The 13,897-nt window shown below is 46.6% G+C and carries 13 protein-coding genes; 4 read left to right on the forward strand and 9 right to left on the reverse strand.

Annotated elements, in window-relative coordinates:
- The first annotated feature begins 343 nt into the window (after window positions 1–343).
- Complete coding sequence (locus QNO02_RS16985; RefSeq protein ID WP_289389433.1) at window positions 344–1,360, forward strand: LacI family DNA-binding transcriptional regulator; 1,017 nt, start codon at window positions 344–346, stop codon at window positions 1,358–1,360.
- Between the two features lie 229 nt (window positions 1,361–1,589).
- On the opposite strand, the gene QNO02_RS16990 is transcribed toward QNO02_RS16985, so the two are convergent.
- From QNO02_RS16990 to QNO02_RS17000, 3 genes are read right to left on the reverse strand one after another with little or no spacing between them, the layout of a single operon-like run.
- The gene (locus QNO02_RS16990) at window positions 1,590–2,483 is read right to left on the reverse strand and encodes an NAD-dependent epimerase/dehydratase family protein (protein WP_124115166.1); all 894 of its coding nucleotides are present in this window, start codon (window positions 2,481–2,483) and stop codon (window positions 1,590–1,592) included.
- 21 nt (window positions 2,484–2,504) lie between these two features.
- Window positions 2,505–3,266 carry an SAM-dependent methyltransferase gene (locus QNO02_RS16995; protein WP_289389436.1) on the reverse strand — a complete coding sequence of 254 codons (762 nt, stop codon included), beginning with the start codon at window positions 3,264–3,266 and terminating at the stop codon, window positions 2,505–2,507.
- Window positions 3,267–3,296: 30 nt separating this feature from the next.
- Window positions 3,297–4,277, reverse strand: coding sequence for a Gfo/Idh/MocA family protein (locus tag QNO02_RS17000; RefSeq protein ID WP_289389437.1), 981 nt, complete (start codon window positions 4,275–4,277; stop codon window positions 3,297–3,299).
- Between the two features lie 385 nt (window positions 4,278–4,662).
- On the opposite strand from QNO02_RS17000, the gene QNO02_RS17005 reads away from it, so the two are divergent.
- Window positions 4,663–5,247 carry a bifunctional transcriptional activator/DNA repair enzyme AdaA gene (locus QNO02_RS17005; protein ID WP_289389438.1) on the forward strand — a complete coding sequence of 195 codons (585 nt, stop codon included), beginning with the start codon at window positions 4,663–4,665 and terminating at the stop codon, window positions 5,245–5,247.
- The gene (locus QNO02_RS17010) at window positions 5,244–6,062 is read left to right on the forward strand and encodes an SPL family radical SAM protein (RefSeq protein ID WP_289389439.1); all 819 of its coding nucleotides are present in this window, start codon (window positions 5,244–5,246) and stop codon (window positions 6,060–6,062) included. Before QNO02_RS17005 ends, QNO02_RS17010 begins: the two co-directional genes overlap by 4 nt.
- 167 nt (window positions 6,063–6,229) lie before the next feature.
- Here QNO02_RS17010 and QNO02_RS17015 read toward each other — a convergent pair whose 3' ends face one another.
- From QNO02_RS17015 to paiA, 6 genes are all read right to left on the reverse strand, one after another.
- Entirely contained in the window at window positions 6,230–7,336 is a 1,107-nt protein-coding gene (locus QNO02_RS17015) for a Gfo/Idh/MocA family protein (protein ID WP_133385126.1), read from the reverse strand.
- Window positions 7,337–7,432: 96 nt separating this feature from the next.
- Entirely contained in the window at window positions 7,433–8,158 is a 726-nt protein-coding gene (locus QNO02_RS17020; RefSeq protein ID WP_076217226.1) for a ThuA domain-containing protein, read from the reverse strand.
- 70 nt (window positions 8,159–8,228) lie between these two features.
- A complete protein-coding gene (locus tag QNO02_RS17025) occupies window positions 8,229–9,401 on the reverse strand; it encodes a Gfo/Idh/MocA family protein (RefSeq protein ID WP_076217227.1) in 1,173 nt (390 codons plus the stop codon).
- Between the two features lie 54 nt (window positions 9,402–9,455).
- Complete coding sequence (locus QNO02_RS17030; protein WP_289389448.1) at window positions 9,456–10,505, reverse strand: LacI family DNA-binding transcriptional regulator; 1,050 nt, start codon at window positions 10,503–10,505, stop codon at window positions 9,456–9,458.
- A gap of 279 nt (window positions 10,506–10,784) precedes the next feature.
- The gene (glpX, locus tag QNO02_RS17035) at window positions 10,785–11,867 is read right to left on the reverse strand and encodes a class II fructose-bisphosphatase (RefSeq protein WP_091029562.1); all 1,083 of its coding nucleotides are present in this window, start codon (window positions 11,865–11,867) and stop codon (window positions 10,785–10,787) included.
- Between the two features lie 690 nt (window positions 11,868–12,557).
- Entirely contained in the window at window positions 12,558–13,076 is a 519-nt protein-coding gene (paiA, locus tag QNO02_RS17040; RefSeq protein ID WP_133385129.1) for a spermidine/spermine N(1)-acetyltransferase, read from the reverse strand.
- Between the two features lie 123 nt (window positions 13,077–13,199).
- Here paiA and QNO02_RS17045 point away from each other — a divergent pair, with 123 nt between their 5' ends.
- Window positions 13,200–13,844, forward strand: coding sequence for a YczE/YyaS/YitT family protein (locus QNO02_RS17045; protein WP_133385130.1), 645 nt, complete (start codon window positions 13,200–13,202; stop codon window positions 13,842–13,844).
- Window positions 13,845–13,897: the final 53 nt, after the last annotated feature.

Below are 13,897 nucleotides of genomic sequence, written 5' to 3' on the forward strand. Positions count from 1 at the left end.
TATGCATTGATTGGAATGAGATAATGACGGAAATACAACCGATACCCGAGTGGCACACAAGAGCTACATACACAGATTATCAAGAGCTCTACTTGAGTGTTGAATGCGTTTACATGTTTTTAAAAATAACAATAAACCACTTCATCAATTAGCTATGTATGTAGTTCCTCTATTCAGAAAATGGAACGTGCATGAGCGAATTCAACGAAATGGTTTATGTAGTAAATACGTTTAGAACCCTTTAGGGTTATCGGTAACCCTAACATAGCATGCGCCTATCTTGCTGTCAATTGGCATTATCCTATAGAATGGTAAGACTATGTTGCGGAAAGGTTAGATTCTAATGATTACCATTTACGATATTGCCAAAAAAGCCAACGTCTCCGCCATGACGGTCTCCAAGGTCATTAATCATACAGGCCGCATAAGTTCCGCGACACGTGAACGTGTGCAACAGGTGATCGACGAACTGGGTTACATCCCGAACTCCAATGCACGCAGCCTTGTGCTTCAACGAACCCAGATGCTCTCCCTGCTCATTACGGATATTACCAACCCTTTTTATACAACACTGGCCCGTGGTGCTGAAGATGCAGCCCATCTTCGTGGGTACCGTCTTTTATTCGGCAATAGTGACGAGGATTACAAGAAGGAAAAGGATTACGTTGATGCGATTCTGTCTACTCGTGTGGATGGTGTACTCTATGCCCCTGCGGGGGATCGTTCTCTTCCTCATCTGAAACAGCTGCAGGAACGTCACATTCCGTTTGTCTTTCTGGACCGCACCGTACCTGGCATTACGTCAGATATGATTGCCGGAGATAGCCGGGAAGGCGCGATTGAGCTGATCCGCTACCTGGTGCAATTGGGGCACCGGCGCATTGCACTGGTCAATGGTTCTTCGGAGGTTTCTACCGCCAGACTGCGGGAGGAAGGTTATATAGCGGGTTTGCGTGAGGTCGGAGCTGATATCGATCCCGAGCTTGTGCTTCGAACCGGGTACCGGGATTTCAGTGATGACGAGGGACTGGATCGACTACTCTCTCAACCGGAGCAACCAACAGCCATTTTTGCAGCCAACAACATGCTGGCGATTGGGGTCATTCGGCTTTTGCGTAAAAGGGGACTGCGTGTGCCAGAAGACATCTCTGTTGTGTGCTTCGACGATCTGGATCTGGCTTCGGCCTTCGATCCTTTCCTGACCGTAGCTGCACAGCCCGCATATGAATTTGGGTTTCAGGGAGTACAGATGCTGATTGACCGGATTGAGGGCAAGGCTCCTTCCCAAGCCCAAACCGTCATTTTACCGTCAGAATTGCGCATACGTGCTTCAGCTACTGCTCCACGTGAGCAAGAATAGAGTTAAGCGCGTGAGTTGACTAAATATTATCGTGTAAATGATTAGTCCCACTTATCTAGATTAGGTCCCGTTCAAATTCGAAAAATGTACAACATAAACAGGGTGCACCGGAGATTACGCTCTGGTTGCACCCTGTTTGATGTTCATTCGTTAGAATGACCCGTTCGTCTGGACCGATTGGTTCGTCAGGTTCATTCAATTTCATTTTGGTTCCATCCAAGCCGATATTCTACCGCTCCGACTGTAATGCAAGAGCGACCTCACGAACGAGTCCCGGGAACCAGTCCATCAGAGGTTCGAACGTATACCCCGCTTGTTCTGCCTTGGTTGTCTCCATCGTCCATGATTGCTCAATTCCGAAGGGGGACATGTCCTCTTTTACGGTTTCCGTGAGGATCTGGGACTGCATACCCGTGACTGTCTCGATCAGATGTATCATGGCTGACAGCGTAATCGCACCCTTGGAAGCTGCATTCACCGGACCAGTAATGGACGAATGTCCAAGCCAAGCGAGAAATCTTGCCGCTTCGGTGGAATTGATAAATCCAATCTCCGCATCCGGATTTGGCATGCCAATCGGTTTTCCTTTTTGCACATGTTCAATATGAAAATGAAGTCTTCTCGTATAATCATCAATTCCGAGAACAATTGGAATGCGCATCGCCACAACCGGGAAATCCGCTTCCTGGAAAAATACAGCCTCCGCAAGCCGTTTGCCTTCTCCATACGAAAAATCCGCCGCACTCCCATACTGTAATGGATATGTATACGGGTCAAAATCCGTTTCCTTAAATCCAGGTCTGGGATCACCGTACACCGAGAGTGTGGATGTCAGAACGTATCTTTTGGTGCGACCTGCAAAAGCTTCACATGCCGCTTTCGCTGCATCCGGTGAATAACAGATATTGTCGTACACAACATCCCACATGTCTGTCTGCGCAACCTCTGCCAGAGATTCCGGGTCTTCACGATCCATCTTGATTCGGTTTACTTCGGGTCCGAAGTCAACATCCGTTTTACCACGAGTTGCGACTGTGATCTGAGACTTCCCTTCCCACAGCAAGTGATCCACCAGACGTTTACCAAAAAAACGTGTACCCCCAAGTATAAGAACTTTATTCATCCAAAAAACCTCCTATCTTGTTCAATTATGTTTAACAATTTGAAGCATGGTGTGAGCATTCCGTTGAAACTCATATGAAGTTGGTTCTTCGGATACCGTGCACCCACGCTCTTCGAGTATTAATTTTAATTCATCCATGTGTTTGTAACGTTCGCCAGACAGATCAACTGTTGGAAAAATGCGAACTTCTCGTTTGCTCACACGCAGTAGTTCCATCACGGTTGCAAGATGAAAATCAACATCCAATCGATCCGCATACGTAAACAGGAAATGGGCGGATAACGTCAGATCGAATTGTTCATCCGCAAAGGGTAGATCCGGGAGCACAGACGCCACATAACGGTCAGGAAACATTCTCATATCTGCGACGCAATCTGTAATGGCACGAGTTCGCTCTTCCTTTAACCCCTGGATTGATCCAAATTGATCCCACACATATATGCCTTGCACCGGTTCCATCTGTTTCATCGTATGCTCAATGTCCTGAAATCCCTTTACTTCAAGCTCCTCGATCTCGTATTTGTAGGCCATATCCACGGCCACGGGATTAGCACCCAACTTGCGCGCCTGGCTACTGAACGAACACGCTCCACCTGGACAATCCAGAATGGACTTGCCTGTAAGATCCTCCACAGTCAGGTTGAACATCTTCATATATTCCTCGAAGGTTCTTCCTATGAAAACAATTTGTTTCAGTTTCAAACCACCAGAATCATTGAACTCCTGATCTTCTCGGCTGTTCTTCTGACGCTCTCTACTGTTGCTCTGCTCATCTCTACTCATCTCGTCTCAGCTTCCTTTCCTGCGCTTGAATCAATCGTTAGGGAACACAAGCCCAATCTGCTGCCGAATCTGATCCATGACCTGCATCGTAACATAAGAGCGTTCATACGTGTTCATATCAGATTCCTTTTTGCCTTCCTGAACCAGATTCACGAACTCCTCCACTTCATAATACATCGCCGGATGGTTTTGTTCGACTGTGAGCTGCTCCACCGTACCGTCATTGTATCGTATCTCTGCATGTTCCGGTGAACCAATCTTGTCAATGATGATGCTGCCCAGTTCCCCCATAATTTCGCTTGGTAGATGAGAGTTGGAGATTTTGGAGTATGTAACGACCGCATCCATCCCATCATAGTCCAGCAGCACACTGCCTTGTCCATCCACGCCGGATTCCAGCATCATCGCTTGGGACTGAACCCGGTTAGGTGCACCGAACAATGTAATCAATGGATAGAGACAATACACACCGAGATCCATTAACGCCCCATTAGCGAGTTCAGGTTTGAACGCGTTCAGGACGATGCCTTCTTTGTACTTGTCGTAACGCGAAGAATACTGAGAGTATCCTGCTACGTATTTGCGGACAGGACCGATTTTATGCAGGTTAGACTGCACCATTTTGAACTGGGGAACAAGAGTAGATTTCATCGCTTCCATGAGCAGAACCTGATGTTCTCGTGCTGTATCGATAATACTCCGAACTTCGGCGCTATTTGCAGCCAGAGGTTTCTCGCACAATACGTGTTTACCGTTTCTCAGAAAAAGCTCAGCCTGCTCTGCATGAACCGTATTCGGTGTTGCAATGTAGACTGCATCAATCACATCACTTGCCGCCAACTCTTCCAGATCGGTGAAGCGGTGTTCAACATCATATTTATCTGCGAATGCATTAGCCTTATCTTCAGTTCTTGAATACACGGCGGTTAATTTAAAACCTTCAACCTGTGCTGCGGCTTCAAGAAGCCTTTCTGTAATCCAGTTGGTACCCACTACGCCAAAACGAACCATGCTTACCTACCTCTTTCATCTATAAATTTCATTTGAGTTCTATATGAGTTCAACTAAAGAATATTTACACTTACTACTCCGATGACAGAATAACCTTCCGATCGCTGTTATCCCCAGATTTTTTTTTTAATTCCCTTCTTCAAAGGGAAAATCCGGGGATAAAGGCGAACGCTTCGCTTCTTCACGTTATTTCTGTCCTCTCCGTTCTCGTGTAAAAAGTTTAGTTGAACCTATATAACCTTTATACCATCCTGTATATTGTAGCTCATATTTCGTTCAGATTGAAGGAAGGTACTTTATCCCAGATATTGATATCTTGCTTTTTAAGTTGAAACTTCGTCAATCCCTTGGAATCAGGGGTATAATTAGAGATGAGGTGATTACCGTGGAAAGTCCAGATCAAGATCGCATACTGCCCGAATCTATAGATGAAAAATACTGGCATGCCATCATCCACAACGATAATTCTTATGATGGAACGTTCTTTTACGGTGTGCAGACAACGGGGATCTTTTGCCGACCTTCCTGTAAGTCCAGAGCACCCAAAGCTGAAAATGTGCTGATATTTCAACATGTTGAAGAAGCATTGGCGCGAAAGTTCAGACCCTGCAAACGTTGTAAACCAACAGGCGAGCGGGTACCTGATCAGGAGTGGATATACGGAATCACGGATTACATCGAACATCATTACGCCGAACCTCTAACCTTGGATGTCCTTGCCACTGTAAGTCATGGCAGTCCATATCATCTGCATCGTGTGTTCAAGCGAATTACAGGCCGCACACCGGTTCAATATATACAGGAAAAACGAATCACCGAAGCCCGGAAGCTGCTTGAACATACCAGACACACCGTCACCGAGATTGGCCGCCATGTCGGTATACCTAACTCAGCTTATTTCATTACTGTATTTCGCAAACACACAGGTCTCACACCTGCACACTACCGCGAAAGGCATGAGAACTTATGAAGACGAATCTTACTTACAAAGTACCCAAAACGTTACTCAACAAGGGGACAGGGTTCCTTCATGGATATACACATACACTGAATCCTTACACAGGCTGCGCCTTTGGTTGTTCCTATTGTTATGTCAGACAGATGCCTGTCTCCTTATTTCGCAAAGAGGATTGGGGGAGTTGGGTGGATGTGAAACAGGAGGCTTCTCGAATATTCGCCAAAGAATTGCAGCGTGCCTTAATGAAAGGGAAAGTCACTCTGTTCATGTCATCCAGTACAGACCCGTATCAACCCGCCGAATACAAGGAGTGTATCACGCGTTCATTGCTTGAAACGATGGTGCAGCATCCGCCCGATTTTGTATTAGTCCAAACCCGCAGCCCACTCGTTACCCGAGATATAGATCTGCTACAGAAGTTAGGTGACCGGGTTCGGGTCAGCATGACGGTGGAGACGGATCTGGACGATATGCGCAAGCATTTCAGTCCTTCCGCTCCCCCGATTGCAGGCCGATTACATGCATTGGAACAGTTGCGGGATGCCGGAATACCCACGCAGGTTGCGATTGCTCCCGTATTACCCAGCAGTGAACAGTTTGCAGCCATCTTGAGACCTCTGGTTCAGCGTGTATGCATTGACGATTATTTCATGGGTGATGGTAGCGAGGGCAAGCGCACCCGTCGACTCGGTATGGAGTCGCTCTATCAGCAAGTAGGGATGGAACATTGGTATCATCCAGATGCGTATCAGACTGTGGTTCAGCGGATGAAAGACTATTTTGCCGAGGATGAAATCTGGATCAGTCAGGCGGGATTTGAGCCTTAATTGGTTATATAAGTTGAACTAAAGAATATTTACACTGGTCATTCCGATGACAGAACAACCTTCCAATCGCTGTTTATCCCAATTTTTTTGATTTAATAAAAAATAGCCCCTTTCCTTGTTCAAAGGAAAAGGGGCTATTTATCATGACATAAGCCATGATGGCTATCTTATTTATCCAATGTATACAATGGCAGGTCCACCGGCAACGCAGCCGGGCGCTGACATGAACTTTTCATCTGGTAGAATGTCTGTTCATCTGATGAATCATGGAATGCCCACATGGCCTCAAGAACATGGTATGCCAGTTCCCCACTTGCCCGGTGTGCACGTCCGCTATTAGCTGCATAGGCCATATCTGCCACACCAATCCCGCGTGTATTTTCCTGATACCCTGGGAGAAGCGGAACTTCCGTCCATTCATGCTCACCTAACAAACGGTAACGAACGGGACCGCCAAAGGTATTGGGGTCAGGCACCTGTAATGTACCGTGCGTGCCATATATCTCAATCGGTGGCAATGTACTTCCGCCAAATACGTCAAAACTCGTAATCAGTGTGCCAATAGCCCCCTGTTCAAACTGTAACAGACCGGTAACGTGAGTTGGAATTTCGACGGGAACCGTCTGGCCTCTCTTTTTCTCACTCGTAATCGTGCGCTCTTCCATCGCTTTACCTGTCATACCCGCAATCGACTTGATCGGGCCCATCAGTTGAACCAATGCCGTGAGATAGTACGGACCCATGTCAAACATTGGTCCACCACCAGAGGCGTAATAAAACTCCGGATCGGGATGCCAGTGCTCATGACCACGGCTCATCATAAATGCGGTCGCCGCCACCGGTTTGCCGATGACCCCTTCCTCCACCAATTGAAGTGAAGTCTGGATACCCGAACCGAAGAACGTTTCTGGTGCACAACCCACAAGTAATCCTTTACGCTTTGCTGTTTCGAGCACGGCCTGCCCTTCTTCACGGGTAACAGCGAGTGGTTTTTCTACATAAACATGTTTACCAGATTCAAGTGCCCGCAAGCATACATCCGCATGAACGGAAGGAATGGTCAGGTTGATGATCAGCTCAATCTCGGGATCAGCCAAGATTTCGTCGACGCTGTATACGTTAGGCACGTTATAGGCAGCAGCCTGCTCTTCGGCACGTTTCCGATCAAGATCCGCAACAGCAACAAGTTCCAGCACCTCGAACCGGTGACAGTTTTCCATATAAATACCGCTGATTTTACCGCAGCCAATAATGCCTACTTTCATTGTTTTCATGCCTGTGGCTCCCTTCGCCGTGGATCAGAAATGGTTTATCCATTGAGGATGAATGGTTAACACTGAAGTTACGTTTGCAATCAAACTACAATCTCATTAGTTCTGGTTGTCCGCCATACCTGTGTACACTTCGGTTGCTGAACTTACTCGACTCTTGGCAAGTTCTTTGCCTGCTGCTGTCCATTTGAATCCACTGCGCATCATTTCAGTCACGGGTTTCATGTCTACAATGTCTGCATGGTGTCCCAGTGAGTTGTAGAATACCCGTCCTGCGCCCCATCTTTTCGTCCAGACAACAGGCATATCTACGGGGCCATTCGCCGCATGCGGACCAGTCACCACTGGGAAACGAGTTGTTGCCAACACTTCCACTGCCGGGTCTACGTGCAGGTAGTACTGTTCACTTTTTACCTGAAAATCTTCAATATGATCCAATAACGGGCTAGAGCCACGCTTCATGTTTACCATGTACTCCACACCATCATTGCCTGGATGAGCAACCCATTGTCCACCCGTCATAAACTGCCAGTCTACGTTATTTCGGAAGGCATCACACATCCCGCCATGAAGACCAGCCAAGCCCACACCGCTCTGAACAGCCGCTGATACGTTATTGACGAGTTCTTGCTCAATCTGTCCCATTGTCCACAACGGCACGATCAGATCCAGACCCATCAGCTTCTCTGCATCCGCATAAGACTCCAACGTATTTGAGACTTCAACCTCGAACTGCTCTTCCTTCAAAATACGTTCAAAAATCGCTGCTACCTGCTCCGGTTCATGTCCATCCCAGCCGCCCCATACAATCAGTGCTTTACTCATCGTTTATTCACTCGCTTTCGCCTAGTTTAGTTGTGTTCAACCTTATTTCTGACGTCACTGTCTTGCTTGCTCACATCTCTTCAAGCGTCACCCAGCGCCGTTCTGTTACCGAACGTTCTACCGCTTCCAGTACAGCCTGACAAGCGACCCCATCGTGGAAACTCGGTGATGGTTGTCGTCCTTCAGAGATCGCTGTCACCAGCTCCAGCATTTCATGGGTGAACGTGTGCTCGAATCCAATCGTATGTCCGGCAGGCCACCAAGCTTCAGCATATTTATGTGCCGGATCGGTTGCCAGTACACGGCGGAATCCCTGTACGTCCTCTTCATCCTTTGTAAAATACACTTCCAGTTCATTCATCCGTTCAAAATCAAATCGTACACTGCCGAGACTGCCGTTAATCTCAAACGAGTTTGTACTCCGATGCCCCGCTGCAAAACGTGTAGCCTCGAAGCTGCCCAGCGCACCTCCTGCGAATCGTGCCAGGAACAGCGTAGCGTCGTCGACGGTCACTTCTCCTTTGGGTGCATCCGCATTCGAACTGCCCTTTGCACTCAGTCCGGTCATCTCGGCTGCAAGTGGTCGTTCTTTGATGAAGGTTTCGCTCATGCCGATGACTTCCTGGAATTCACCAACGAGGAAACGAGCCAGATCGATTAAGTGTGCGCCCAGATCCCCATGGGAACCAGAGCCAGCCACTTCTTTTTGCAAACGCCATACCAGCGGGAACGAAGGGTCCATGATCCAGTCCTGCAGGAAAAAAGCACGGAAATGATAGATTTTACCCAATCGTCCACTCTCCACCAGATCTTTGGCCAACTGCACCGCTGGTGAGAAACGATAATTGAACCCGACCATATGGGCTACTCCAGCATCCTCTGCTGCCTGAAGCATCTCACGCGAATCCGCAAGCGACAGGGCCAGTGGTTTCTCACAAAACAGATGTTTGCCCTGACGGGCGGCTTCCAGCGCAATTTCCTTGTGGGCATCACTTGGCGCGTTAATATCAATCAGATCGATATCATCCCGCTTCACCAGTTCGCGCCAATCCGTTACACTTTCGGACCAGCCGAACTGACTTGCAGCCTCCTGCACTCCCTGCTCGTTACGTCCACAGATCACAGACATCTCAGGCTGCAGCGGGGCAGACGGGAAAAACATCGGCAGACTGCGATAGGCATTACTGTGGGCCTTCCCCATAAACTTGTATCCAACCATTCCGACACGAAGACGATTTGACATGGTCATTTCCTCCTTTGGAATAATAAAAAGTCTTTCAATATGTGTACCAATAAACTATTGACGGATAGAAGAAGCACGGATGATCAGTTCGGTAGGCAACAACGCTCTCGCTGATTCGGTTACCGCTACAACAGAGTTATTCGCTTTATGTGTGTCACCCACAGACCCATGCATAAGCTTCGATGCTGCAAGTTCACCCATTTCAAAAAATGGAACCCTGACGCTGCTCAGCGGCGGAACCGCCATCTCGGCGGCATCGGAGTCGTCATAACCCACAAATCCCGGAAAATCCTCCACCCGGATTCCCCGCTCACGCAAACCATGCATGACCCCAATAGCCATCCGGTCATTGGCCGCAAATACAGCATCAATCTCATGTAGCCGATCTGCTACAATCGCTGCCGCCTCAATGCCACTTCGTCTACTATAATTCCCCTCAAGCAATAGACTCGGGTCCAGCTCCATACCTGCTTCTAGCAGGCCAAGACGGACACCTTCCATTCGCTCCTGGCTGTTGGAATAGCTGTCCGGACCATTGAGAAAAGCGATTTTGCGATATCCCTGATCCGTAAGATGACGTATGGCAAGCCTGCTTCCTTCCACATGATCCGCATCCACTTCCGTGAACGATTGGCCCTCAAAATGCTGATTCATGACACAGAACGGGTGTCCTTCCTGGTGAAGCTGCTGCATGGCCGCCAGTTCTTCATGATCATCTCGGGCACCAAGGATAATGCAGGCGTCCACTTTCTGCCGCCGGAACAGATCCGTATAATTCATCACTTCACCGGGTGTCCGGAACATAACCAACAGGTCCATGCCATTGTCTCTGGCTTTACTTCCAATCCCACTCAGCATTTCCGAGAAAAAATACGCCGAGAACAAATGCGCCTTCGGAACATAAGGTAATACCACGCCAAGGTTCCCGCTTTTACTTCTGGCAAAACTGCGAGCAAGAGCGCTGGGCACATAGCCTAACTGTTCGGAAGCTTCAAGAACCTTGCGGCGTGTCTCTTCTTTAATAGGACCTACCCCATTAAGCACCCGGGAGACCGTCGCCTCGGAAACACCCGCAAGATCAGCCACTTCTTTACGAGATGCCATGAACTTCACCCCTTTCTAGCTCACCTATTAAAGATGTAATAATTAAAAATCAATATTTATGTACGCGCGTACATTTTCTCATGCCGTGTAACCGTTGTCAATGCTTTTAACACAAAAAAATAATGAGGGTTTGGATTAATCCAAGCCCTCATTATTATCTTACCAGAGATGGTACTTTCAATGATTCAAGCACCTGTAATCTTAGGGGTTCAAGTTACTTATCAAACTCAATAAAACGATTTCAGTTGATCCTATTTGTTCAATTATGGGGAGTGCAGCTCATAACGTCGTTGTAACGCCAAGATCAACGGAGGATTGACTAAATTCAGCCTGTTCCATTGTTTTCACATGACTCGGAATGCGATCCGAGGGTTCTGGCGTGGATTGGAGCTGTCTTACTTTGTGCAGAACTTCTTTGTTAGGAAGGAAGTGTTGGGAACGAATAAACCGAATTGTTTTGGTTTTGGCACGCATAACAATCGAATCCGTCTCGGCACGATCATCCGCAAGATACCGTACCCCTCCCAAGATCTCACCTGGTGTCACACCTGTTGCGGCAAAAATGACGTCCTCCGTACCGATCATATCCTGCATCGTTAACACTTTGTAAGGATTATCAATCCCCATCTGCAGGCAGCGCTGGAATTCGTCCGCGTTGGCAGGCATCAGGCGCCCTTGAATCTCACCCCCAAGGCAAGATAGCGCTGCGGCAGCCAGCACACCTTCTGGCGCTCCTCCAGATCCGACATAGAGATCAATACCCGCCTCGGGGAAGGCCGGTGCCATCGCACCCGCAACATCACCGTCACTGAGGAACTTGATCCGCACGCCAACCTTGCGCAGGGTCTTAATTGTACTCTCATGTCGTACACGATCCAGAATCATCACAGTGAGATCCGAGATGTTTTTGTTCAATGCGGCAGCGGCTTTCTCCAGTGTGACTTCAACCGGGTCTTCAATGCTAACTTTGCCTACAAGTGCAGGCCCTACCGCCAGTTTCTCCATATACATGTCCGGTGCGTGGAGCAGGTTACCTTTTCCCGCCACTGCAATAACCGATAGAGCGTTGTTTAGTCCTTTGGCTACGATTTCTGTACCTTCGAGCGGGTCTACAGCCACGTCAACCTCAGGCCCCTCAGCGTTGCCCACTTCCTCGCCGATGTACAACATGGGTGCTTCATCCATTTCTCCTTCACCGATTACCACCGTGCCGCGAATGGACACGGAATCGAACATGGCGCGCATGGCCAAAGTAGCCGCTTCATCTGCACTGTTCTTGTCGCCTCGTCCCATCCAGGGTGCTGAAGCTAACGCAGCCAATTCTGTTACTCTGACAATTTCCAACGCCAGTTCGCGTTCCATTTTTCCCACTTCCTTTCCAATTTCCAAAAGCATAACGTGAAAGCGGTACTAAATCCATCGCAAATCCATATGAAATTGATCTATAAAAGGCGTAGTAGCGCCTTTCGAACGATTTATACCTTATTTATCCAATTAATATTTTGATCAATTTCACTTTTTTTTCGGCTGGTTTTAAGAGTCCAATCCTCCTGATTTATTACTTGAAATATTAATTTTATTTTCCATTTTCTGCTCTAAAACTAAATAATTCAACATCGTGGATTAACACGTCCGTTTCATGTGCAAAAAGTTCTTTTAACATGAGGTATATACAACTTATATACTGATTATTAAGAACGTAACGCTATCTAATAGCCTACAAACGAAAACGATTTTCGACTGGCGGCCCAAACGCAGAAATAAACTAATAAACTGCAATGATAATCCTTGAGATCAGCCTGCTCCCTTGACGGTTATTGAGCTAATTTATACAGTCAATTATGTATTAATCAGGACTTTAACTTTTGCTAAAGCCATAGATGCAGCTTATGAGGGGCATCGAAAATAATAAGTTTACATAATATTTATTATGTATTATTCTTCATCAATTTCTTCATTTTATGGCTCAACGGTTCTGATAAAACATAAAAAAGCCCGAAAGAATTCTGCTTAATAGCATGTTTCTCCCAAGCTTTTCCCTCAATGATCCAGTTACAGTAGCGTTTTGGTCATTATAAAATCAATCTGTTCCTCATCTCCCATGTAAAAAGCATGGGCACCTGTCTGTACAAACCCCATCTTTTCATAAAATGCGATGGCATTTTCATTTTTCTCCCACACGCCTAACCAAATATTCGTTTTGTGATGTTCTGTTGCCATCTCTATGGCTTTATGGAGTAGCACTTTACCAAGGCCATGTTTTTGGAACTCTTTCTTGATGTACACCCGCTCGATCTCAAGGGATTCCACGCCCATCTTCTCAGACTGAGCATCATTGATATTTACCTTCATGTACCCTGCCACTTTATGGTTGACATAAATAAAAAGAAATTGTGAACCCGCAACGGACAGTTCCGTTTCCAATTGCTCCCGATTAAACGCCTTTTCCAGATAAGCTTTCATATTTTCGGGTGAATTTTGCGCTTTAAACGTTTCATTAAACGTCTCATAACTAATCTCCTGCAGTTCACATACATGTTCAATGGTACATATCTCTATACGAATCGTCATCTATATTCACATTCCTTTAACAAGTTAATCGTTTGTTGCAAATGTACTAAAAAAGGGTTACATTGAATTTAGCTCAATTTTGTTGTATTTGCAACATAATTTCTAAAAAAGAGGTCGAATGAATTGAAATATGTACTTTTTGTCGCAGGTATTCTAATCTTAACACTTGGCATTTCCCTTACCATCCAATCTGAACTGGGTACCTCTCCGTTTGATGCACTTCTGGTAGGGCTGTCACATCATGTAGGGCTTAGTGTAGGTAGCTGGGAGGTCATCATTGCTTTCCTATTAATTGGATGTAATTCGCTTTTGAAGCAGCAAAAACCCGAGTTTCTGGGGCTCATCACCGCATTCATTACTGGTGTGGGGATTGATATCTGGCTTTATGTATCTGATTCCTTGATCACACCCGAAGTTTGGTACAGCAAATTAATGACTTTTGTCATTGGTTTAGTGATCATAAGTATCGGCACGGCAATTTATTTACAGACCAATTTTGCACCCATTCCGATTGACCGCTTAACATTAATCTTGCATGAAATCACTCGAACTCCCTTATTTGTATCGAGAACATTCATTTACCTTGTATTTTTAATTCTGGCGTTTCTGCTCAGTGGACCGATCGGGCTTGGAACGTTGATAACCGTATGTTGTGCAGGTGTGCTTCTTCAGTTAATCATGGGCCATACGAAAAGGATAATAGATCGCATATTAACAGACATGGACACATCGTCACATACTAGAAGTGAAAAAGAACATTCCGTATAATCGGTGTACACCTTCTACACCATAAAAAGGCTGGATCAGAGGTTTAACCCCTG

It is taken from the genome of Paenibacillus sp. PK1-4R, assembly GCF_030369595.1.
Taxonomy (GTDB): domain Bacteria; phylum Bacillota; class Bacilli; order Paenibacillales; family Paenibacillaceae; genus Paenibacillus.

Excerpts from the sequence above, each read along its gene's own strand:
- QNO02_RS17010 (WP_289389439.1), top strand. The coding sequence starts at position 5,244 with ATGAAGACGAATCTTACTTACAAAGTACCCAAAACGTTACTCAACAAG.
- QNO02_RS17000 (WP_289389437.1), bottom strand. The coding sequence starts at position 4,277 with ATGGTTCGTTTTGGCGTAGTGGGTACCAACTGGATTACAGAAAGGCTT.
- QNO02_RS17020 (WP_076217226.1), bottom strand. The coding sequence starts at position 8,158 with ATGAGTAAAGCACTGATTGTATGGGGCGGCTGGGATGGACATGAACCG.
- QNO02_RS16985 (WP_289389433.1), top strand. The coding sequence starts at position 344 with ATGATTACCATTTACGATATTGCCAAAAAAGCCAACGTCTCCGCCATG.
- QNO02_RS17015 (WP_133385126.1), bottom strand. The coding sequence starts at position 7,336 with ATGAAAACAATGAAAGTAGGCATTATTGGCTGCGGTAAAATCAGCGGT.
- QNO02_RS16995 (WP_289389436.1), bottom strand. The coding sequence starts at position 3,266 with ATGAGTAGAGATGAGCAGAGCAACAGTAGAGAGCGTCAGAAGAACAGC.
- paiA (WP_133385129.1), bottom strand. The coding sequence starts at position 13,076 with ATGACGATTCGTATAGAGATATGTACCATTGAACATGTATGTGAACTG.
- glpX (WP_091029562.1), bottom strand. The coding sequence starts at position 11,867 with ATGGAACGCGAACTGGCGTTGGAAATTGTCAGAGTAACAGAATTGGCT.
- QNO02_RS17025 (WP_076217227.1), bottom strand. The coding sequence starts at position 9,401 with ATGTCAAATCGTCTTCGTGTCGGAATGGTTGGATACAAGTTTATGGGG.
- QNO02_RS16990 (WP_124115166.1), bottom strand. The coding sequence starts at position 2,483 with ATGAATAAAGTTCTTATACTTGGGGGTACACGTTTTTTTGGTAAACGT.
- QNO02_RS17030 (WP_289389448.1), bottom strand. The coding sequence starts at position 10,505 with ATGGCATCTCGTAAAGAAGTGGCTGATCTTGCGGGTGTTTCCGAGGCG.